This is a genomic window from Corynebacterium sp. LaCa_282, assembly GCF_057198125.1.
The window spans coordinates 2,236,013-2,255,716 of sequence record NZ_CP191095.1 but is presented as its reverse complement, the minus strand read 5'-3'; the positions used below and the strand labels follow the sequence as shown (position 1 = coordinate 2,255,716).

Below are 19,704 nucleotides of genomic sequence, written 5' to 3'. Positions count from 1 at the left end.
GCTTTAGCGGCCGAGGAGGTTGCGGATATCGTTGCGGAAGTTATCGATATCTTCTTGGCGGATTCCAAAGTCCTCAGGACTGAGGTTGAAATCGCCGGCACCATGTCCTCCCTCGTTGCTTACACCGGTAGTGTTCGCGCTGCCGGTGTTATTTTGTGCGCCGGTGGCATTCGCACTGCCGACGCCGCTGGAGGGGGATTGGGTGGCAGGGGAGCCATCGGAAAGCTGCAGCGTAATCTCCGCGCCTTCCTTCTTGCCGTCCTTGCCGGTAATCGCGCGCACCACGCGGCCGTAGGGGACGTCCCCGCCGACGACGCGCGAGGTCTTTACCACGTAGCCCCGGGCCTCAAGGGCGCTGCGGGCTTGGGACTCGCTTTGCCCGCGCACGCTATCGAGCAGCTTATCCCCGGTGGTGCCGTCATCGTATTTCTTATTGTAGTTGGGCAGCCCGCTCTGGGTAGCCCGCGGCAGCTGCGAAGCCATGGTGAAAAATGTCTGCGCGGGCTCCAAGCCACCAAAGAGGTTGCCGGCGCCGGTGCACTGGCGCACGGGCGAGGTACACAGCGGCTGGGTATCGGTGCCGTCGTTATAAATATAAGGAGCGGCGGCGAGCCCGTCGTTGAATCCCAAAAAAGCCGAGGACTGGTTGGACTCGGTGGTGCCGGTCTTGGCGGCGATGGGGGAGCTAAAACCGGCGGCCTGGGCGGCGTCCTTGGCGGTGCCCTGCGTGGCATCTTCAGACAGCGCATTGGACAGGGCGTGGGCCACGTCTTGGTCTACTGCCTGCTCGCACGGGGTTTCCTTGAGGTAGACCTCGTTGCCGTTTTTATCCAGGACCTTGTCAATGGGGTTGGGCTCGCACCACCGGCCATTGGAGGCAATGGTGGCGCCCACATTGGATAGCTCCAGCGGATTGACCGGGGTGGGGCCCAGGGTAAAGGAACCGGAATTGGCGTCCTTCGTGCGCTGAGCGATGGAGGTGTCCTTATCAAAGGTGCCCTTGTCGCCGTAGGAGCGCAGGCCAAGGCGCACCGCCATATCCACGATGGGCGCCACGCCAACCTGCTCGGTGAGCTTGATAAACGGCGTATTGGGCGAGTGCGCCAGCGCCTCTTGCAGCGACATTGTGGCCTTATAATTGCCCGCGTTCTCCACGCAGTAGCGGTTGGCGGGGCAGTTATCGGCGCCGCCGTGGCCAAGGCCTTCGGCCTCGTAGCGGGTGGGCACATCCACCGTATTTTTAATGCCGTAGCCAGCCTCGATGGCGGCCGCGGCGGTAAAGGTCTTAAAGACAGAACCGGCACCATTGCCCACCAAGGAGTTGGGCTGCGGCAGCAGGGTCTCATTATTGTCCTGATCCAGCCCGTACGCGCGGGAGGAGACCATGGCCAAGACCTTGCGGTCCGACGTGCCCGGCTCGATAACGTCCATAACCTCGGCCACGCCCTGGGCATCCGGGTTGGTGTGCGATTGCACCGCGGATAGCGCCGTATCCTGCACCTGCGGATCCAGCGTGGTCTTTACGGTATATCCACCGTGGGCGAGCTGGTCTTGGTCAATGCCCTTTTCCTCGAGGTACTGCAGCACAAAGTCGCAGAAAAAGCCGCGATCACCTGCGCCGATGCAGCCATTGTCTAGGGTATTGGGCTGCTTGCCGACGCCCAATTCCTCCCCCTTATACTCATCCGCATCCGCCTGCTCCAGATAGCCGTTATCCACCATGGATTGGAGCACGACGTTGCGGCGGTCAAGCACCTCTTCCTCATTGGTAAAAGGGTTGAGGCGCTCCGAGGACTGCACCATGCCCGCGAGCATCGCCGCTTGCGGCACCGTGAGATCTGCGGCATGGCTATCAAAATAGGTCCGCGCGGCGGCCTCCACGCCGTAGGCATGGTTACCAAAGGAGACCAGGTTGAGGTAATTGGTGAGGATTTCCTTCTTATCCAATTCCTCATTCATCTGCGTTGCCATGCGCATTTCGCGCAGCTTGCGGGTTGCGGACTGCTCGGTCGCCGCGGCCCGTTCTTCATCGGTTTGCGCGGAGACGAGCAGGAGGTAGTTCTTGACGTACTGCTGGTCAATGGTGGACGCACCCTGGGAGACCCCGCCGGAGGTGAGGTTGGTCCACAAGGCTCGGAAATTGCCTTGGAGATCGACGCCGCCATGTTCGTAAAAGCGCTCGTCCTCAATCGAGACGATGGCGTTTTTCATCGCGTCCGAAATCTCATCGCCACTTACGGGGTGACGGCGTTGGCTATAGACGTAGGCCATATCTTTGCCCGAGGCGTCTTGCACCGTGGTGACGCCGGGGATATTGCCCGCTGTTAGATCTTGCAGGTCCGATTGCATGGTCTGGTTGGTGCGGGCGATCGCCACGCCGGAAATGCCCGCAAAGGGGGCGAGCGCGAGCGCGATGAGCGCGGCTACCAAGACCGTGGACAGGGCTATCTTGGACAAAGATTTGAAGACAGTCACCCCCAATACCCTACGTGGTTTGCCTGGCAATGGGGAAGGTGACCTGCACCCCCTAAAGTGTGACCTCGTAGACAATTCCGCGTTCTAGTGAATAGACTCAGGCCTCGGTACATAGTATTCCGTCTGGGAAGGAGAACACTCACCCATGACCGTTCGAGTGAAGACTGCGGGAATGTCCAATACAGCCCGAAATCCCGAGCGTGGTGAGTGGGTCACTCAAGCAAAGTGCCGCAATGAGGACCCAGACGCATTATTTGTGCGCGGCGCTGAACAGCGCAAAGCTGCCGTCATTTGCCGCCACTGCCCGGTATTAACGGAATGCCGCGCAGATGCCCTTGATAACCGCGTGGAATTTGGCGTGTGGGGCGGGTTGACCGAGCGCCAGCGCCGCGCGCTGCTGCGCAAGAACCCCCACATCACTGACTGGGCCAATTACCTGGCTAAGGGCGGCGAACTCGTCGGTATTTAAGGCGGTCAGAGGGGTAATTGCCCGCCCGCCAGCGGTGGCGCTCCGGAATAGGGGCGGCATAAGTCGTATTAAATCGCTAGAATGAAACCCATGACTAAATGGGAATACGCAACCGCACCAGTACTGACCCACGCCACCAAGCAGATCCTTGACTCTTGGGGCGAAGATGGATGGGAATTGGTCTCCATCACCCCTGGCCCGAACCCAGAGAACGTGGTGGCCTACTTCAAGCGCGAGGTGGCAGAGTAAATGAGCTTTTCCGCTCGCTTGAAAGAGCTAGGGGTGGAACTGCCGGGCGTCGCTAAGCCGCTGGCTTCTTATGTGCCAGCGCTGCGCGTGGGCAATCAAGTATGGACTTCTGGCCAGCTTCCGCTGGTGGATGGCTCCTTGCCGGTGACCGGCAAGGTGGGCGCTGAGGTCACCACGGAACAGGCCCAAGAACAGGCCCGCACCGCCGTGCTCAATGCCTTGGCCGCTGTCGATGCAGAGATCGGGCTGGACAATATCTCCCGCGTGATCAAGATCGTTGGCTTCGTGGCGTCGGATCCCGGCTACGAGGATCAGCCAGCGGTGGTCAACGGGGCATCGGATTTCATTGGGGAGGTATTCGGCGAAGCTGGCACGCACGCTCGTTCTGCAGTCGGCGTTGCGGCCTTGCCAAAGAACGCCCCGGTGGAGATCGAATTGATCGTAGAGATCGCTGAGTGATCGGATAGGCTGGTAGGCATGGAGCACCCCGCATATAGTCAATTGCGTCCCGTAAGCCAATCCGTTGGCGTAGTTCTTTGTGATAATCCCAGCTATACCGCCCTCGAGGGCACGAATACCTGGATTATTAGTGCCGCTGAAGACTCCCGGTCGATCGTCGTAGATCCGGGGCCGGAGGATGAAGGCCACCTCAACGTTGTGCATCGTCATGCTGGTGAGGTGGCTTTAATTCTGCTTACCCACCGCCACGATGATCACGCTTCGGGCGCGCAGCGGCTCCGGCAGATGACTGGCGCGCCCATCCGCGCCTTCGATCCCAGCTATTGCAATGGCGCGGAGGCGTTACAGAAGGGTGAGATCCTGACTTTGGAGGGCATCACCCCGCAGCTGGAGGTCCTGCACACGCCGGGCCACACCGCGGACTCCACGTCCTTCTTCGTGTGGAGCGGGGAGGTGGAAAATTCCCGGCTAGAAGGCATTATCACCGGCGATACCATCGCGGGGCGCCACACCGTTTTGCTTTCTGAAACCGACGGCGATTTGGCCGATTACCTGCATGCTCTGGACGTGTTGGAATCCCGCGGCAAGGATGTTCCGCTCTTCCCGGGCCATGGTCCGGATTTGGAGGATACCTCGCAGGTGGCGCGCAAATACATTGACCGCCGTCACTACCGCCTGGATCAGATCCGGGAAATCCGCTCCCGGCTGGGCGATGACGTGGATCTGACCACCTTGGTCAATGAGATGTATGACGATGTGGATCCGGTGCTGCGCCATGCCGCCGAGCAGTCCACGCGCACCGCGTTGAAGTACCTCGACGGCACCGGCACCGGTTCCGGTACCGATAACTAACGCGCGGCGCGGCAGGAAACCTGCTAAAACGCTTATTCCCTCCGCCCCTAGTGCTTGTGCACGGGGGACGGAGGGAATTTTTTAGCGCGCGCGGCGGGCGAGGTGCTCGGTATCGACGATGAGCACGGACTTGCCCTCGAGGCGAATCCAGCCGCGGTGGGCGAAGGTAGCCAGGGCCTTGTTGACGGTCTCGCGGGAAGCGCCGACCAGCTGGGCAATCTCTTCCTGGGTGAGATCGTGGTTGACGCGCAGCGCGCTGCCTTCCTGGACGCCGAAGCGGTTAGCCAGTTGCAGCAGGGTCTTGGCAACGCGGCCGGGCACATCGGTGAAGATGAGGTCCGCAAGGTTGGCGTTGGTGCGGCGCAGGCGGCGGGCCAGCACGCGCAGCAGCTGCTGGGCGATGGCGGGGTGATCACTTACCCACTTATCCAGCAGCTCGGAGTTCATGGTGGCGGCCTGGACCTCGGTCACACAGACGGCGGACGAGGTGCGTGGGCCCGGATCGAAGATGGAGAGCTCGCCGAACATATCGGACGGGCCCATCACGGTCAGGAGGTTTTCGCGGCCATCCGGGGCGTGGCGGGCGAGCTTAATCTTGCCGGAGGTGATGATATACAAACGGTCTCCGGGCTCGCCTTCATCGAAGATGGTGGTACCGCGCGGGAAGCGCACTGTCTCCATCTGCTCGAGAAGATTCTGCACTGCTACGGGATCAACGCCTTGGAAGATTCCGGCGCGGGAGAGGGTGTCCTGTACGCCTTCCACGTTTTACTCCTTGGATGTCGACTGCGATAAGTCACTAAAGTGCTTGGGCCACATCCTTTTGCGGGCTCCAGGGAGGCACGCTAATGCGGAACAAGCGGGGTCAATTTTTTAGCGTACCCCATTTTACAGTGCAGTTCGTCACTTTTGGGCACTGCCCTAGTTTCGTTCACATAACAGAAATGGGATCACTTACGCCCCTAACGTTACAGCCTGCGCGTTTTCTGCTAATCCGCGAAGACAATCGCTTCCAGTTTTTCCATGAGGAGGGCAAAAAGGGCGATGCCAAGCGGAACGAAAATAACAAGTGAAATCATGTATTCCCATCCTACTAAGCTTGGCGGCATGAGTTCATCACTGCCGGCCACCGCGGCCCCGAGCAAGAGAGCGCCCGTCATTAATGAACGATTGGCGCATGAACACCCCGATGCGCGGTGCGAGCTCGATTTTGATTCGCCCCTCCAGCTTTTGGTGGCCACGGTGCTTTCCGCACAGTGCACGGACGCGCGCGTGAACTCGGTAACCCCTGAGCTGTTTCGCACCTATCCCACCGCGGCCGATTATGCGGCGGCTAGGCGGGAAGATTTGGAGGCGATCCTGCGGCCGCTGGGGTTTCAGCGGGCGAAGGCGGGGCATCTCATGGGCATCGGCGAGCGCCTCGTTTCTGAATTCGACGGTGAGGTGCCACAGACCGTAAAGGAATTGACCTCCCTGCCTGGGGTGGGCCGCAAGACGGCGCTGGTGGTGCTGGGCGATGCCTTCGGGATTCCCGGCCTTACCGTGGATACGCACTTTAGTCGCCTGATGCAGCGCCTGGAGCTGACGGGGGAGAAGACGCCGGTGAAGATAGAAAGGGACATCGCCAAGCTCATTGCAGAGGCCGAGTGGACGATGTTTTCCCACCGTGTCATTTTTCACGGCCGGCGGGTCTGCCATGCCCGGAACCCGGAGTGTGGGAATTGCGTGGTGCGGGATCTGTGCCCGGCTGCATTAAGCTAGCGGTATGAAAAAATACGTCTTCGGCACCGTCATTGCGGCCATTGTCATCGCTGTCCTCGTGGTGGTGGGGGTCATGCAGCTGCGTGGGGATGACACCGGCGCGGGTGAATCGGCGCAGGCCCCTGGCATGGAATCGGGCACGGCGGGCGACCAGGACGTGGCCGAGCGCCCAGATTGCCCCGCGGGGCCCATCGCCGGGGTGGATCTGGAATGCCTGGGCGGCGATGATGCCGGTGAGGGGGACAAGGCGGATGAGGGAATTACCATTGCCAACGTGTGGGCGTGGTGGTGCGAGCCGTGCCGCGCGGAATTGCCCCACTTGGACGAGGTGGCAGAATCCCACCCGGACTGGAAGGTCATTGGGGTGCACGCGGATAAAAACGCCGCCAACGGGGCCGCGTTCCTCAATGACGTGGGGGTAGACCTGCCGAGCTTCCAGGATCCGGATAATAGCTTCGCGGGCACGCTGGGCCTGCCGGGCGTGGTTCCCGTGACCGTGATCCTCCGCGATGGCGAAGTGATAAAGCAGGCGGCCCAGCCGTTTACCTCTGCGGACGAGATTGAAAAGACGGTCAAGGAGGCGCTTGCCGGATGAGTAAAGTATGGCCCGAATACACACCCGAGTGGATAAAACCCGCGCTGGGTGTCGATACGAGTCAGGTGCAAGAGCTCATTGGTAAGCGGCAGGCCTCGCAGCTCAATGGCTCGGAGGAAGAAGTACCGATCAAGCGGGAAGCCGCTGTACTGATGCTGCTGAGCGGGAACAGCGTGGAGGATGGCGAAATTTTGCTCACGCACCGCTCGCCGTCCATGCGCTCGCACTCCGGCCAGATTGCCTTCCCGGGCGGCCGGCGGGATCCGGGCGATACGTCGCTGGTTGATACCGCGCTGCGGGAGGCATGGGAGGAAACCGACCTGCAGCGCCATACGGTCACGCCCTTAGAACAGTGGGAACAGCTGCACATTCGCGCCACGGGCAATCCGGTCAGCCCGATTTTGGCCCATTGGAAGCAGCCGGGCGAGGTCTATCCCGCAAGCCCGGCGGAGACCGATGATGTGTTCTTCGTCCCGATTAGGGAGCTCATTGACCCCCGCAACCGCCTGCTGGTGGGATTTAAGCAGTGGCAAGGCCCGGCGTTTTATGCCAATGATTACGTGATTTGGGGGTTTACTGCCGGGGTGCTGGCAGCATTATTGGAGCATTCTGGGTGGAGCGTACCGTGGGATAACAATTCGGTCATAGACCTGCGTGACACCCTCAAAAAGTCCCGCAATAATGAGAAGATGTCCTAATTGCCCGCGCGCTTGAGGCGCCGGGAGACGCACGAGATTTCGATAGAGAAAGAACCAAAGCCATGACTGCTGCGCTCATTGTTGACGGCCTGATTGTGCTTGCCGTGTTAGCAGCATTGCTCAGTGGTTGGCGCAATGGTGCGCTCGCCGCGGTGCTCTCCGCCATCGGCGTGGGCGCGGGCCTCGTGGTGGGCATCGCCGTAGCCCCCAGCGTATTGCGCACAGTGGACGAGCCTTCGCTGCGCCTGCTCCTGCTCGTGGGCATCCTGGTTTTGCTGGTGGGCATCGGGCAGATCATCGGTTCTTCCTTGGGCACCAGCGTGCGCGATCGCATGAAGGCGCGCAGCACCCAACGAATAGATTCGCTCTTCGGCGCGGTCTTTCAGTCCTTCATCGCGCTCATTGTCATCTGGATGATTTCCATTCCCGTGGCCACCAATCTGGGCGGTTCTGCGGGGCAGGGTCTGCGCGATTCCCGCATCCTGAGCAACCTCAATGCGGCCGCCCCGCCGCGCCTGGCTTCCCTTCCCAATGGTGTGGCGGCGTTGCTCAATGAATCGGGCCTTCCGCCCCTGGTTTCGCCGTGGGAGAAGTCCATCAGCGGCGAGGACGTCGAGGACCCGGCCCCAGACGTGCAGGACCCGGAGCTGGTGCGCAGCATTCGCCCGTCCATCATTCACGTGCTTGGCGATGCCGAAGAGTGCTCCCGCCGCCTCATGGGTTCCGGTTTCGTGGTGGACAATGACTATGTGGTCACCAATGCCCACGTGGTGGCCGGCACCCAAACGGTGAGGCTGGATACAAAGCTCGGGCTGAAAGACGCCACGGTGGTCTACTACAACCCAGAGGTCGATATCGCCGTCTTGCACGCGCCGGATTTGGGCATCCAGCCCCTGCCGTGGGCGCAGCAGCCGGCCCAGACCGGCGACGATGCCATCGTCATGGGCTTCCCGCACTCCGGCCCCTTTAATGCGGAAATGGCCCGCGTGCGCGATCGCATCACCATCGCCGGGCCAGATATCTACTCCCAAGGCCGGGTAGAGCGCGATTCCTATACGGTGCGCGGCAATATCCAACAGGGCAATTCCGGCGGCCCGCTGGTCAATACCGCGGGCGAGGTCTTGGGCGTTATCTTCGGCGCCTCAGTAGATGATTCTGAGACCGGATACGCGCTGACCGCAGACGAGGTCATCGGCCACATTGGGGATGTCACCCAATTGCAGCGCCCAGTAGAAACCGGCGAGTGCGTGGCGCACTAGCTTTCGCATTAGATCCGCGTAGGGCAATCCGCCCTACGCGTCGAGCCAGCGGCGCAGCTCGTCGACGAACTCCTCGGGGGCCTCGAGGAAGGGCAGATTCTTGGCCCCTGGGATCGAGGTGGCGCTAAACCCCGCGCGGGCGCGCAGGGCGGCCCGCTTGATAACTGGGTTCCACAAACGCTGTTGGGCGTGGATGAAAAGGACGGGGCGTTTTACGCCTAGTTCTGACCAGTTTAAGGGCACCACGGCGGTGCGCATCCGGTGGTTCCACAGGATCCCGCGGCGCACCTTGCCAATCTGTGAGGCGCGCAGGCGCAGGCTAAGGATGGACTCTAAGGTGGCATCGGCAAGCGCGGGCCCCGTATCTAGGCTTAGCTCCTTGCGGTAGGCCCGGGGGCTGAGCAGCAGGGTATTCGCGCGGGTGACCTTGGGCAGGTGGCAGAGGAGGGAACGCAGGATCATCCACCCAAAATCCCAGGGGCGGGCGGCGATGGCGCGGCGGATATCAACCGGGTGCGCGGCCGAGACCGAAACCAAGCCGCGCACGCGATTGGGGCGCTCGGCGGCCAGGCACCACGCTACCGCGCCACCGGTATCGGCGCCGACGATATAGGCATCCTCGTGGCCCAAGGCCTGGATGAGGCCATCCAGATCCCCGACCAAGGTGCGGATATCCTGGCCGGGATCGATGGGCGGCTTATCGGACATGCCAAAGCCGCGCATATCCACCGCGGCGACGTGGTAGCCGCACTGCGCGAGGGGGCCTATGACCTCCTGGAAATCGAACCAGCCGCCAAAAGCGCCGTGAATAAAAACGACGAGGGGATCGGCGCTATCGCCCGCTATGGCCACGTGCAGGCGGATGCCCCGGGTGTGGACAAACTCGTGCGCAAAGGGTCCTTCCAGCTCAACCGTGGAGGGGGGAAGTGGTGCTAAGGCCATGGAGGACAAGGCGCCTTTCTATGTGTACAGAAAATCCGCCCCAGGAAAGGCTGAGGCGGATCTAATAGTGCGTGCGGTTTAGGTATACAGGCCGTGAGTGTCCTTGCGGTCCAGCGACTTCTGCGCCTTGCCCGGAATCAGGTTCTTGAGTTCCTTGGTGGAATCTATGGTCTTCTGCGGCGCCTTGACCTTCTTGACGTTCTTGACACCGAGCAGGGCAAGGGCGCCGGCTGCCACGATCATCACGAGGAAGACGATCAAGTAAGCGGCCCAGCGATCTAGCCAGAGCGCGAGGAGCTCAGCGACGAAGATGAAAAAGAAGAAAGAGCTGTACAGCGCGATGGTGCCCGCTGCACCGAAGAAACCGGCGCCGATGCCGCCCTTCTTTGCGGACTGCGCCAGCTCCGTCTTGGCCAGCTCTACCTCAGAGCGCACGAGCTGGGACATCTGCTCGGTGGCATTGGAGACCAACTTGCCGATGGAGGTTTCGGAGGACGATGCATCAACATCGCTCAAAGGAATCGAATTAACCTTTGGTGCGAATTGATCGGTGCCGTCAGTAAATAATCCATCGTTGCTCACGATTAATTCTCCTCGTTTTTCATCTAAACCTTGTAACGGCCCCAATGATAATAGATACAGCGCGGTTTTACGGTGCCACGCCAAAGGTAGGGGCCTTCGGGGCTCGGGGCGTCTAGGGCTATCCTAATGTATATGCCAGAAAATGACCCGTTATCCCCGTTATTTCGCCTCCCGGGGGTGAAAGAAGGTGCGGAAAAGGCCGCGGCGGCCATCGCGCGCGCCCACCGCAGGCCGGCCGGGCTGCGCAGGTATGAGGTCATCTCCGCGGAGTCCTTGATGCGCGGGGCGCGCGCCAGCGTGGCCTTGGATGGGCATTCCATCCCCCCGCATCCTAGCCCGGGTGATGTGGAAAGCGGGCCGCTCGCCGGCGCGGTCAGCGCGTATTCCGTGGTAGCCCCTGAGATGGTAGATTCCACCGTCCGCTCCTTTGCCCGCGCGCCGCTGCAAGTGCTTGCACGCATCGACGTTGCCGCCGGCGGCAACGGGATTCCCAGCGGCGATAGCGCGCGCTTGCAGGGCTTGGCGCGCCTGATTGCGCAGGGGAGCGGCCCGGCATTCCGCGATCTCTTGCCAAGCGTCGTGCACGCCGAAATCGCAGCCGGCGAATTCTTTGGCCCGCGCAGCGGCGTGGTGGCGCGGGTTGCGGCCCGCCTGGCCGCCATACACACCGGCTTCGATCCCCGCGGGTTTGCCGTGCCAGAGGTGTATTTCCACCGCCATTCCACGGCCTACCGCGAGTGCCGCGCGAGCTACCGCGACAGCCCCGGCGAGGTGGTGCTTTTTCACCTCTCCGCATGGGAGGTAGGCGGCAAGGAAGCTGACGCTATCGCCCGCGCGGCCTAACCGTACGCTCGTACCCGGTAGGCGGTGAACATTCATTCGGTGCAGGTCAGGGCCGTGCAGGTAGATTATTTTTCTTAGCTGTTGTGATCGGGTAGTGAACGTGTCATAATAAGCGGTGCAAGGCTCCGATATACAGTGTGGCCTGCCCCGGCTCGCCCCCCGAGGCCGGGTTACTGACGGCCCGCGCGCACCCCCCGATGCGCGGGCCGTCACCTATATCTACGGTTATCCACAAGGCTTTGTTGAAAATGCAACTAACTGAGCGATAAGTGGTAACCTTCGCGCGTTTATCCACAAGCGGGAAGTCCCGTCCCTAGTGCAGGTGGAGCCGGTGCTTCAGGCTAGGGGGCATGAATACAGCACACTCTCGCTCCACCATCGTCGTTGCCATAGGTGAAGAAGCCTTGCGCGCAGAGGCGGTCCACGCAGCCGCCGCGACCAGCCACGAGGTCATTACGGTAACCGATCCCCGCGATATCCCGCGCAGCCTTCCCGGGGCTTATACGGTCTTGGTCGACGCGCTCATGGCGCGCGTTATCGCTTCGGCGCAAGCCGCACAGACCTCGCCCGCCCCGGTGCTTTTCCTCGCCGCGGACCCGGGTCCCATCGATTATGAAGCAGCGCTTGCCTGCCATGCGGACCGCGCCTTCATTATTCCCGCGGAAATTAAGGACTTGCTGGCGGCTATTGCCCAGGCAGCGCACCCGCCGGAAGATCGCCCCGGTAGCGCCACCATCGCGGTGGTGGGCGCCAGCGGTGGGGTAGGCACCTCCACCTTCGCCGCGGCCCTGGCGCGTTCCCACTGCATGGCGGGAGAGCAGGCGCGGGCGCTGCTTATCGATGCCACCGCGCACTCCGGCGGCCTCGATCTCCTCCTCGGCGTGGAAACGGCGCCGGGTGCTCGCTGGCCGGAGCTCAATATTGGCGATGGCAGCATCGACGCCGCCGACCTGTACCGCGCCTTACCGTCTACCGCCGATGGCATAGCGGTGTTATCCGCAGCGCGCAGTACGGTCAAAGACACCTTCATGCTAGATGCCACGCTCTTGGTGGCGGCGACGTCCGCGGCGCACGCGGGCGAGGGCCTGTGCGTGGTGGATTGCACGGTCGAAAATATCCCGGCTGCCTGCACGCACGTGGTGTTGGTGGTGGCCGCGGAGGTGCGCTCGGCAGCAGCGGCCGCACAACTCATCCTGCGCCTGGATGAGGCGCGGCGCGATATCGTGGTGGTCCTGCGCCAACGGCAGTGGGCGGCTCTCAGCGCGCCAGAGGTAGAAGACATCATCCACCACCGAGTCAGCGCCCAATTGCCCACCGTGCGCGGGCTCACCCGCAGCATCGAGATCGGTGGATTACCGGCCCGGCTCCCCGCGGCGCTTGCTAAGACCGCCCGTGCGGTGCGCGAGGAGGTAGGGGCATGAGCGCGGCGATGGATAGTTCGGCCGAAACCATGGAAAAGACCATGGAGAAGATGCAGCGCGTCATTGCCGCCGAGCCGGATCTGGTGCACGACGCCTCTAGCTTGGCCCGGCGGATCCGCGAGGAAGCAGGGGTTATCAGTGACGTCGCCGTGGTGGATCTGCTCCGGCGCTTGCGCCAAGATGCCACCGGCATGGGGCCACTGGATGCCTTATTGGCCCGGCCGGGCGTGACCGATGTCGTGGTTAACGGGCCCGAAGACGTCTTTATGGACCGCGGTGAGGGGCTCGAGCGCAGCGATATCACCTTTCGCAACGATGGGGAGGTGCGCCAGCTCGCTTCCCGGTTGGCGGCGGCCTCGGGCACGCGGCTTGATGATGCCCAGCCTTTTGCCGATGGCCGCGTCACGCGCCCCGATGGCGTCGTGCTCCGCGTGCATGCCCTTTTAAGCCCACCCGCCGTGGGCGGAACGTGCATTAGCCTGCGTGTATTGCGTCAGGCACAGACCACCCTGCCGCAGTTGGTGGCCAATGGCACCGTGCCCGAAGACATTGGCCAACTGCTTGCCGCGATGGTGGACAAGCGGGTGTCCTTCCTCGTTATTGGCGGAACCGGTTCCGGCAAGACGACGCTGCTCTCGGCGCTTTTAGGGACCGTATCCGAGCGCGAGCGCATCGTGGTCATCGAAGATACGGCGGAGCTATCACCCCACCACCCGCATTGCGTGAGCATCGTCTCGCGCCGGGCAAACGCTGAAGGTAGCGGGGAAATCACCATGGCGCAATTGCTGCGGCAGGCGCTGCGCATGCGCCCGGACCGCATCGTCGTCGGTGAAATTCGCGGCCCAGAGGTAGTCGATCTCCTCGCCGCGCTGAATACGGGACACGATGGTGGCGCGGGCACCTTGCACGCCAATTCCCTCTTTGAGGTACCCGCCCGCATGGAGGCCCTCGGTGCACTCGGCGGCCTGGACCGCAGCGCCCTGCATTCGCAATTAGCGGCAGCTGTCAACGTGGTGCTCACCATGGAGCGCACGCCGCACGGTCGGCGCCTGGCCCATATCGGCGTCTTAGAGGGCAATCCGGTCACCCCGCGCATTGTCTGGAGCGCAACCGAGGGACCCGCGCCCGGCTTTGCGGAATTCTCCGCTTCGTTGCTGGAGGAACAGCGCGAAGAAGAAGGGGGTCAGGCGGATGCTTAGCTTCTTACTTCTCGCCGCAGCTCTCTTGCTGTCTGCGCCCTCGAGTGCGTCCCGCATCGCTGGAAAAGATAGCCGGATAAAGGCTAGCTCCTTGCTCATTTTGGGCGCCGTATTCTGCGGCAGCTTGGTCTTCTTCTCGGTCGGGCGGATAAGCATTGCGGTCGCGGCAGCGATCATCGCTTGGTGCGTGTCGTGGTATATCAAGGACATCATGGCTGCCCGTACGCGTCGGCGCGGCCGCGAGGCCCTGGCCGGATACTTCGGGGTCGTCACCGCTGACCTGCGCGCCGGGGCAACCCTTGCAAGCGCGTTATCGCGCGGGGCGGAGTCCCTTCCCGCGACGACGCCGCGGGATATGAGCGCAGCCTTAGAATCCACCGCTACCGCCGTGGCGCGCGGTGCGCCCCCACACGTGGCGCTCTCTGGCGCCCATGCGGATGCGGAACTTACCCGGCTGGGCCACCTGCTCGAATTATCTACTCAGCATGGCATCGGGGTAGCCAGCCTCTTTGAGCAGGCCCAAAGCCGGATGGATGCGCTGCGCCGCCACCACCAATCCACCGCGGCCGGACTGCAAGGACCCCAAGCTACCGCCACGGTCTTGGCGTGTCTTCCCATAGCGGGCATCGCCATGGGCGGGGCGATGGGGGCTAATTCGCTGGGCTTCTTGCTCGGCGGGGGATTAGGCGGAATCCTGCTGGTCATCGGGGTGGGGCTTGCCTGCGGCGGTTTTGCTTGGTCCCGCGTCATCATCAGGAAGGCGGCACCATGATGGCCTTTATCTGCTTAGCGCTGGCCGTGCTCGTTGGGCTGCCGGCCGCCAAGGGGCGGCTGGGACCGGCTATGGAACAGAACGCAACGCAGCACACGGCGAAGACCCCGCGCGCCGGCCCAAGAAAGCGCGATGGCGCAACAGCGCGCGGGGGATTGATGAGCAAACTCCAGCCCTCTACCACCGTGGATCCACTCCTCGTGGCCGGGGATATCGAGCTTTTCGCAGCTTGCCTGAGTGCGGGCCTGACGGTGCACGCCGCTGCTACGGCAGTCGCGCGTACGGCAGAGGCCGATACCCAGCACCTGTGGGAGACGGTATCCGCGCTCCTGGGAGTTGGCGTGCCCACGGAATCTGCATGGGACCACATGAAAGGCCATGCGGGACTAGAGGACGTGGCGGGGCTTGTCATCTTATCGGGCCAGTCCGGCGCCACCATAGCCGCCGGATGCACGCGAATCTGTACTTCTTTGCGCGCCGAAGCATCTGCGCACGCTACGGCAAAAGCAGAGCGCGCAGGAGTATTCATTGCCCTCCCGCTGGCGGTGTGCTTCCTGCCAGCATTTATCGTTCTAGGCCTCGCGCCCGTAGTGATCAGCTTGGGCGCGCAGCTTTTCTAGACGCACCACTTTTCACTTCTACTCAACTACTCAACCACCACACCTTTTCAGAAAGGACTCTCCATTATGTCTGCACTATTTATTAAGTACTCCCAGCTCACCCGCGCCCTCGTCCGCAACGATGAGGGGATGAGCACCATTGAATACGCCATGGGATCGCTTGCGGCTGCGGCACTTGCCGGCGTGCTGTACATGGTCATTAACGGCGGCGGCGTGGTCGATGCCATCGAGGGAATCATCACCGATGCGCTGTCGAATACCCCGAGCTAACCGGGCGCACTAGAACACAAGAAAGGAGGAATCATGCGCACGGTAGTCGATGACGATGGTTCCGTGACCATCGAAGCCGCCCTGGCATTAAGCTCCCTCGTCCTCGTGGCGGCGGGCATCATCGGTGCGATCGCGACGATGGCGTCCTATATCGCGGCGGTGGACATGGCGGGCGCGGCGGCTAGGTCGCACGCCATCGGCGTCGAGTACCAACCGGCCCGCGAGGATGCCCGGGTGAGCGTGCGGGAAAGCGCGGGGCTTATTCGGGCATCGGTAAGCGTCGATGCTCCCATCGGCACCATGAGCGCGGAGGCGGTCTTTCCCGCGGAGGTGGCTGGCAATGACTAGCAGGCTCCGCGGTGAGGACGGGTACGCCACCATCGCCGCCACCGGAATCATCGTCGCCATCATCAGCTTATTGCTGGTCATCGCGGCGGTGGGGTCTCGCGTGACCGCGCGCCACGAAGCGCAGGTAGCCGCGGACCTTGCCGCCGTGGCCGGCGCGTGGGCCTTGGCCACCGGCAAGGATGCGTGTGCGGCCGCAGAGAGCGCCGCGCGGGAAAACGGCGCGAGCCTCGAGGAATGCACCGACAATGCACCCGATATCATCGCCGTTGCTGCGGTGCGCGGCCAGAGCGCCACCGCCAAGGCGGGCCCAGTCTAAACCGCGGCCTCCTGCGTCATGGTAACGAGCGCGCCGAGCAGCTTGATGGCACCGTCCTTGCTCAGTGGGTTATTGCCATTGCCGCACTTGGGCGATTGCACGCACGATGGGCACCCGGCCTCGCAGGGGCAGGAGCGCACCGCCTCAAAGGTGGCCGCGATCCACTCGGGGAAGCGGCGGAAGCCTTCTTCGGCAAACCCGGCGCCGCCGGGGTGGCCGTCGTAGACAAAGACGGTGGGAAGCTGCGTATCCGCGTGCAATGCGGTGGATACGCCGCCGATATCCCAGCGGTCGCAGGTGGCGATAAGCGGCAACAGCCCAATGGCGGCGTGTTCGGCCGCATGGAGGGTGCCGGGGATATCGGCGGCGGTAATGCCCATCGCAGAAAGCGCCAGCGGGTCGATGGTATAAGCCACGGCGCGGGTGGTGAGCCGCTGTTCGGGGAGGTCGAGGGGGATATCGTCGCCGATGGTGCCATCGGCAAGCCGCACCTGGTAGCCGGTGACGCGGTCGGTGACCTCGACTTCCACGTCCGCCACCCACAGGCCCGGGGAATAATTGACCAGGTTATCGGCCTCGCGCACGATGCGAATATCCGTAGTAGAGCGCGGGGTGGTCGAATACTCGGGGGTCTCCGGGCGGGCGAGCGCCACATAATCGGATAGGAGGAGCTCCTCGATGACAAAGCTTTCGCCCTGGTGCAGGTAGACCGCGCCGGGGTGGACCTGGCTGGTCGCGCGCGCTGCATCGATGGTGCCCAAGAGCCGGCCATCGGAAGCATCGACGATCATGACCTCCTCGCCCGCCCCGCCGCGCAGCGATACCGCCGAGTGGGCGGTTTCCGGGGAAAGCTCTTCCGCGCTGGAGGCGGGAATGGGCACGGCAAACCACCCGCGTTCGCGGCGGCGCACGAGGCCCTGCTCCGCAAGCTGGTGGATGACCTCGCTGGCACCCCACTCAGCAATGGTGGCATCATCCAGCGGTTTTTCCACCGCCGCGCAGTAGATATGACCAAAGAGGATATAGGGGTTCGTGGGGTTAAAGACGCTTGCTTCCACCGGTTTTCCCAGTAGCGCATCGGGGTGGTGCACCAGGTAGGTATCCATGGGCTCATCGCGGGCGACGAGCACCACGAGCGAGCCTTGCCCGCGGCGGCCCGCGCGCCCGGCCTGCTGCCAAAAACTAGCCACCGTGCCCGGAAAACCAGCGGTGACCACGGCATCGAGCCCGCCGACGTCGATGCCCAGCTCCAGGGCGGAGGTGGTGGCGACGCCTAAGAGAGAGGCATCGTCAAGCGCCTGCTCCAACCGGCGGCGGTCTTCGGCCAGGTAGCCGGCGCGGTAGGCGGCGATGCGCTGCGCGAAATCCGGCCGGCCCAAACTGCCGGAAAGGGTCTCGGCGGCCACCATCGCCACGACCTCGGCGGAGCGGCGGGAGCGCACAAAGGTCATGGTCCGGGCGCCTTCCGCGATGAAGGTTGCCATCAACTCGGCGGCCTCAGTGGTGGCCGCGCGCCGGACGGGGGCGCCGTGCTCGCCCTCCGCACCCTCCAAGAACCCAGGCTCCCAGAGCGCGACCGTGCGCGCGCCGGTGGGGGCGGAATCCTCAGTAATCGCGTGCGCCGGGCGGCCGGTGAGGCGTTCGGCATGCCGGGCCGGGTCATTCATGGTTGCGGAGGCATAAATGATGGTGGGGCGCGATCCATAATGCCGGCACAGGCGGAGCAAGCGGCGCAGAACCAGGGCCACATTGGCGCCGAATACGCCCCGATAGGAGTGGCATTCATCGATGACGATGAACTCCAGGTGGCGCAGCACCCGCGCCCACCGCGCGTGCGCGGCCAGCATGGACATGTGCACCATATCGGGATTGGAAAACACCAGGCGCGAATGCTCGCGCACGCCCGCCCGCGACTCCTGGGGCGTATCGCCGTCATAGGGTGCGGGCACCACGTTCTTTAATTCGGGGATGCCCCGGCACAGCTCGAGCGCGGAGTGCAGCTGGTCCGATCCCAGGGCTTTGGTGGGGGTGAGGTAGAGCGCGCACGCGGTCTGATCCTCTGCCAGCCGGGTGAGGATGGGCAGCTGATAGCCCAAAGACTTTCCGGACGAGGTGCCGGTGGAAATTACCGCGTCACGGCCCTGCCACGCGCATTCGGCGAGCTCGGCCTGGTGGGCATAGAGCTTGCCGATGCCCCCATCTACCACCTCCTCCTTCAGCCCCGGCAGCACCCACTCCGGCCAATCGGCGTAGCGCGCCCGCTTTGCCGGGAGCGTGGTGTGAAACGTCAGGGTGGACTCAGAAAGGCGCCGCTGGATGAGTTCTAGGAGCTCTTCACCAATGGGGTTATCGCCAGCCGGGTGAGACAATTTTTACCCCCTTGTGAGTTAAATCTATCGCTTTGGCGTGGAACGTGTCACACTGTTGACAGGCCAATGTTGTCTTGGTGCGGTTTTATACTTCACGGTACTGCTCGAGGACCCATTTACCGAATAACTACCGGCGCGGTGTCCCGCGCTACCTATTTAAGAAAAGGAACTCAGTTCACCATGACACAAGGAACCGTTAAGTGGTTTAACTCCGAAAAGGGATACGGCTTCATCGAGCGCGAGGACGGCGGTGGAGACATCTTCGTGCACTACTCCGAGATTCAGGGCAGCGGTTTCCGCACCTTGGAAGAAAACCAGAAGGTCAGCTTCGAGGTTGGATCCGGCCCGAAGGGCGACCAGGCGCAGGCCGTTTCCATTCTCTAAAATTCTCTAGGGTTTTTAAGCGCCGTAGGGCGTTTCGGCGTAGCCGCGGCGGGTATCCCACCACTCCATGATGCTGTTTTGGGCCTTTTGCAGTCCCAAGCCGATGAAGATGGCGGCGATAATGCTGATGACCATCGCAAATAGTGGGGTATCGGAAAACGCCATGCCGCCCACATAACCAATGGCTAGGGCCTGGAATACCCAGAGCATTACGCCAATGGTGTCGAAGAAGAGGAAGACCGGCCAGGGAAAGCGCATTGACCCCAGCAAAATGGTCATAAAGAGCCTGGCTGAGGGGATAAAGCGGGCAATGATAATGGCCGCGCCGCCGCCGCGGCGCACATTGCGTTTTACCCAGGAGAGGGCCTCGTAGGCCTTCGTTCCTTTTTGAATGCGGTTAAGCAGCGGCATGAACCGCGTGCCCAGCAAAAAGCACAGGTTATCGCCCAACATGGCTGCTACCAGCGCCACAAAGAACATGGTGGGCAGGTGCGGAAATCCCTGCGAACCGGACCAAGCGCCGACCATATTCAGCGGGATTTCAGAGGGGAGCACTGGAAAGAAACAGTCCCCGAAAATGAGCAGGCCCACGATGGGATAAACCCACTCCGTGCCCATGATGGCTTCAATCCACATGGTTACTGTGTCAACCATCTAATCCTCCACGGGGTGTGTTGTGGGTGTGCTATCGTCCCCAACAATGCTTTCACAGCTGCTGGACTTTCTAAAAAGGTCAGTATAGACCGGTTCGGTGGGGGTGCGAAGTGCCCCCTACACAGCCTTTTGGTGTTACCGAGTATATGGTGCGAAGAACGGTATAA

The 19,704-nt window shown here is 62.5% G+C and carries 23 protein-coding genes; 17 read left to right on the top strand and 6 right to left on the bottom strand.

Going from position 1 to position 19,704, the window contains the following annotated elements:
- Positions 1-3: 3 nt before the first annotated feature.
- Positions 4-2,475 (bottom strand): transglycosylase domain-containing protein, encoded by a 2,472-nt coding sequence (locus ACP8KU_RS10620; protein ID WP_023016584.1) that lies wholly within the window; start codon positions 2,473-2,475, stop codon positions 4-6.
- Positions 2,476-2,620: 145 nt separating this feature from the next.
- Here ACP8KU_RS10620 and ACP8KU_RS10615 point away from each other — a divergent pair, with 145 nt between their 5' ends.
- The 4 genes from ACP8KU_RS10615 (at position 2,621) to ACP8KU_RS10600 (ending at position 4,504) form a co-directional block, all read left to right on the top strand.
- Positions 2,621-2,944, top strand: a complete 324-nt coding sequence (locus tag ACP8KU_RS10615; protein WP_005276491.1) for a WhiB family transcriptional regulator — start codon at positions 2,621-2,623, stop codon at positions 2,942-2,944.
- A 90-nt stretch (positions 2,945-3,034) separates the two neighbouring features.
- Positions 3,035-3,193: a Sp36 family protein gene (sp36, locus tag ACP8KU_RS10610; RefSeq protein WP_126318073.1), complete on the top strand. Its 159-nt coding sequence runs from the start codon at positions 3,035-3,037 to the stop codon at positions 3,191-3,193.
- On the top strand, positions 3,194-3,652 hold the full coding sequence (locus ACP8KU_RS10605) for a RidA family protein (RefSeq protein WP_005280879.1): 459 nt from the start codon (positions 3,194-3,196) through the stop codon (positions 3,650-3,652).
- A gap of 18 nt (positions 3,653-3,670) precedes the next feature.
- Positions 3,671-4,504: an MBL fold metallo-hydrolase gene (locus ACP8KU_RS10600; RefSeq protein WP_005276494.1), complete on the top strand. Its 834-nt coding sequence runs from the start codon at positions 3,671-3,673 to the stop codon at positions 4,502-4,504.
- A gap of 81 nt (positions 4,505-4,585) precedes the next feature.
- Here ACP8KU_RS10600 and glxR read toward each other — a convergent pair whose 3' ends face one another.
- The gene (gene glxR, locus ACP8KU_RS10595; RefSeq protein WP_005276495.1) at positions 4,586-5,269 is read right to left on the bottom strand and encodes a CRP-like cAMP-activated global transcriptional regulator GlxR; all 684 of its coding nucleotides are present in this window, start codon (positions 5,267-5,269) and stop codon (positions 4,586-4,588) included.
- A gap of 342 nt (positions 5,270-5,611) precedes the next feature.
- On the opposite strand from glxR, the gene nth reads away from it, so the two are divergent.
- The 4 genes from nth (at position 5,612) to ACP8KU_RS10575 (ending at position 8,817) form a co-directional block, all read left to right on the top strand.
- A complete protein-coding gene (gene nth / locus ACP8KU_RS10590) occupies positions 5,612-6,265 on the top strand; it encodes an endonuclease III (protein ID WP_034653352.1) in 654 nt (217 codons plus the stop codon).
- 4 nt (positions 6,266-6,269) lie between these two features.
- Positions 6,270-6,860, top strand: a complete 591-nt coding sequence (locus tag ACP8KU_RS10585) for a TlpA family protein disulfide reductase (protein ID WP_284610654.1) — start codon at positions 6,270-6,272, stop codon at positions 6,858-6,860.
- Entirely contained in the window at positions 6,857-7,558 is a 702-nt protein-coding gene (locus tag ACP8KU_RS10580) for an NUDIX hydrolase (protein ID WP_484483726.1), read from the top strand. The genes ACP8KU_RS10585 and ACP8KU_RS10580 overlap by 4 nt, the downstream gene beginning before the upstream one ends.
- 62 nt (positions 7,559-7,620) lie before the next feature.
- On the top strand, positions 7,621-8,817 hold the full coding sequence (locus tag ACP8KU_RS10575) for a MarP family serine protease (RefSeq protein WP_005276500.1): 1,197 nt from the start codon (positions 7,621-7,623) through the stop codon (positions 8,815-8,817).
- A 33-nt stretch (positions 8,818-8,850) separates the two neighbouring features.
- Here the strand turns inward: ACP8KU_RS10575 and ACP8KU_RS10570 are convergent, their stop codons facing one another.
- Together ACP8KU_RS10570 and ACP8KU_RS10565 are read right to left on the bottom strand one after the other, a co-directional pair.
- Positions 8,851-9,759: an alpha/beta fold hydrolase gene (locus ACP8KU_RS10570; protein WP_126318083.1), complete on the bottom strand. Its 909-nt coding sequence runs from the start codon at positions 9,757-9,759 to the stop codon at positions 8,851-8,853.
- A 78-nt stretch (positions 9,760-9,837) separates the two neighbouring features.
- Positions 9,838-10,341, bottom strand: a complete 504-nt coding sequence (locus tag ACP8KU_RS10565; protein WP_005276502.1) for a phage holin family protein — start codon at positions 10,339-10,341, stop codon at positions 9,838-9,840.
- Positions 10,342-10,467: 126 nt separating this feature from the next.
- Between ACP8KU_RS10565 and ACP8KU_RS10560 the strand changes: the two genes are divergently transcribed.
- The 8 genes from ACP8KU_RS10560 to ACP8KU_RS10525 all read left to right on the top strand — a co-directional run bounded on the left by ACP8KU_RS10560 (position 10,468) and on the right by ACP8KU_RS10525 (position 16,130).
- Entirely contained in the window at positions 10,468-11,184 is a 717-nt protein-coding gene (locus tag ACP8KU_RS10560; protein WP_023029999.1) for a hypothetical protein, read from the top strand.
- A gap of 350 nt (positions 11,185-11,534) precedes the next feature.
- Positions 11,535-12,605 (top strand): septum site-determining protein Ssd, encoded by a 1,071-nt coding sequence (gene ssd / locus ACP8KU_RS10555; protein ID WP_484483725.1) that lies wholly within the window; start codon positions 11,535-11,537, stop codon positions 12,603-12,605.
- Positions 12,602-13,804 (top strand): TadA family conjugal transfer-associated ATPase, encoded by a 1,203-nt coding sequence (locus tag ACP8KU_RS10550; RefSeq protein ID WP_484483724.1) that lies wholly within the window; start codon positions 12,602-12,604, stop codon positions 13,802-13,804. Before ssd ends, ACP8KU_RS10550 begins: the two co-directional genes overlap by 4 nt.
- Positions 13,797-14,576, top strand: coding sequence for a type II secretion system F family protein (locus ACP8KU_RS10545; RefSeq protein WP_005280906.1), 780 nt, complete (start codon positions 13,797-13,799; stop codon positions 14,574-14,576). Before ACP8KU_RS10550 ends, ACP8KU_RS10545 begins: the two co-directional genes overlap by 8 nt.
- The gene (locus ACP8KU_RS10540; protein WP_005280908.1) at positions 14,573-15,196 is read left to right on the top strand and encodes a type II secretion system F family protein; all 624 of its coding nucleotides are present in this window, start codon (positions 14,573-14,575) and stop codon (positions 15,194-15,196) included. Before ACP8KU_RS10545 ends, ACP8KU_RS10540 begins: the two co-directional genes overlap by 4 nt.
- 66 nt (positions 15,197-15,262) lie before the next feature.
- Positions 15,263-15,466, top strand: a complete 204-nt coding sequence (locus tag ACP8KU_RS10535; protein ID WP_005276515.1) for a DUF4244 domain-containing protein — start codon at positions 15,263-15,265, stop codon at positions 15,464-15,466.
- A 33-nt stretch (positions 15,467-15,499) separates the two neighbouring features.
- On the top strand, positions 15,500-15,814 hold the full coding sequence (locus ACP8KU_RS10530) for a hypothetical protein (RefSeq protein ID WP_005276517.1): 315 nt from the start codon (positions 15,500-15,502) through the stop codon (positions 15,812-15,814).
- The gene (locus ACP8KU_RS10525) at positions 15,807-16,130 is read left to right on the top strand and encodes an Rv3654c family TadE-like protein (RefSeq protein WP_005276520.1); all 324 of its coding nucleotides are present in this window, start codon (positions 15,807-15,809) and stop codon (positions 16,128-16,130) included. The genes ACP8KU_RS10530 and ACP8KU_RS10525 overlap by 8 nt, the downstream gene beginning before the upstream one ends.
- Here ACP8KU_RS10525 and ACP8KU_RS10520 read toward each other — a convergent pair.
- Positions 16,127-18,499, bottom strand: coding sequence for a DEAD/DEAH box helicase (locus tag ACP8KU_RS10520; RefSeq protein ID WP_484483723.1), 2,373 nt, complete (start codon positions 18,497-18,499; stop codon positions 16,127-16,129). The genes ACP8KU_RS10525 and ACP8KU_RS10520 overlap by 4 nt on opposite strands.
- A 180-nt stretch (positions 18,500-18,679) precedes the next feature.
- On the opposite strand from ACP8KU_RS10520, the gene ACP8KU_RS10515 reads away from it, so the two are divergent.
- Entirely contained in the window at positions 18,680-18,883 is a 204-nt protein-coding gene (locus tag ACP8KU_RS10515; RefSeq protein WP_005276524.1) for a cold-shock protein, read from the top strand.
- 15 nt (positions 18,884-18,898) lie between these two features.
- Here ACP8KU_RS10515 and ACP8KU_RS10510 read toward each other — a convergent pair whose 3' ends face one another.
- Positions 18,899-19,537 (bottom strand): DedA family protein, encoded by a 639-nt coding sequence (locus tag ACP8KU_RS10510; protein WP_023016600.1) that lies wholly within the window; start codon positions 19,535-19,537, stop codon positions 18,899-18,901.
- Between the last annotated feature and the right edge of the window lie 167 nt (positions 19,538-19,704).

What these genes read in the sequence shown, in the direction of transcription:
- ACP8KU_RS10615 (WP_005276491.1), top strand. Translation starts at nt 2,621, where the DNA reads ATGACCGTTCGAGTGAAGACTGCGGGAATGTCCAATACAGCCCGAAAT.
- sp36 (WP_126318073.1), top strand. Translation starts at nt 3,035, where the DNA reads ATGACTAAATGGGAATACGCAACCGCACCAGTACTGACCCACGCCACC.
- ACP8KU_RS10605 (WP_005280879.1), top strand. Translation starts at nt 3,194, where the DNA reads ATGAGCTTTTCCGCTCGCTTGAAAGAGCTAGGGGTGGAACTGCCGGGC.
- ACP8KU_RS10600 (WP_005276494.1), top strand. Translation starts at nt 3,671, where the DNA reads ATGGAGCACCCCGCATATAGTCAATTGCGTCCCGTAAGCCAATCCGTT.
- nth (WP_034653352.1), top strand. Translation starts at nt 5,612, where the DNA reads ATGAGTTCATCACTGCCGGCCACCGCGGCCCCGAGCAAGAGAGCGCCC.
- ACP8KU_RS10585 (WP_284610654.1), top strand. Translation starts at nt 6,270, where the DNA reads ATGAAAAAATACGTCTTCGGCACCGTCATTGCGGCCATTGTCATCGCT.
- ACP8KU_RS10580 (WP_484483726.1), top strand. Translation starts at nt 6,857, where the DNA reads ATGAGTAAAGTATGGCCCGAATACACACCCGAGTGGATAAAACCCGCG.
- ACP8KU_RS10575 (WP_005276500.1), top strand. Translation starts at nt 7,621, where the DNA reads ATGACTGCTGCGCTCATTGTTGACGGCCTGATTGTGCTTGCCGTGTTA.
- ACP8KU_RS10570 (WP_126318083.1), bottom strand. Translation starts at nt 9,759, where the DNA reads ATGGCCTTAGCACCACTTCCCCCCTCCACGGTTGAGCTGGAAGGACCC.
- ACP8KU_RS10560 (WP_023029999.1), top strand. Translation starts at nt 10,468, where the DNA reads ATGTATATGCCAGAAAATGACCCGTTATCCCCGTTATTTCGCCTCCCG.
- ssd (WP_484483725.1), top strand. Translation starts at nt 11,535, where the DNA reads ATGAATACAGCACACTCTCGCTCCACCATCGTCGTTGCCATAGGTGAA.
- ACP8KU_RS10550 (WP_484483724.1), top strand. Translation starts at nt 12,602, where the DNA reads ATGAGCGCGGCGATGGATAGTTCGGCCGAAACCATGGAAAAGACCATG.
- ACP8KU_RS10545 (WP_005280906.1), top strand. Translation starts at nt 13,797, where the DNA reads ATGCTTAGCTTCTTACTTCTCGCCGCAGCTCTCTTGCTGTCTGCGCCC.
- ACP8KU_RS10540 (WP_005280908.1), top strand. Translation starts at nt 14,573, where the DNA reads ATGATGGCCTTTATCTGCTTAGCGCTGGCCGTGCTCGTTGGGCTGCCG.
- ACP8KU_RS10535 (WP_005276515.1), top strand. Translation starts at nt 15,263, where the DNA reads ATGTCTGCACTATTTATTAAGTACTCCCAGCTCACCCGCGCCCTCGTC.
- ACP8KU_RS10530 (WP_005276517.1), top strand. Translation starts at nt 15,500, where the DNA reads ATGCGCACGGTAGTCGATGACGATGGTTCCGTGACCATCGAAGCCGCC.
- ACP8KU_RS10525 (WP_005276520.1), top strand. Translation starts at nt 15,807, where the DNA reads ATGACTAGCAGGCTCCGCGGTGAGGACGGGTACGCCACCATCGCCGCC.
- ACP8KU_RS10515 (WP_005276524.1), top strand. Translation starts at nt 18,680, where the DNA reads ATGACACAAGGAACCGTTAAGTGGTTTAACTCCGAAAAGGGATACGGC.
- ACP8KU_RS10510 (WP_023016600.1), bottom strand. Translation starts at nt 19,537, where the DNA reads ATGGTTGACACAGTAACCATGTGGATTGAAGCCATCATGGGCACGGAG.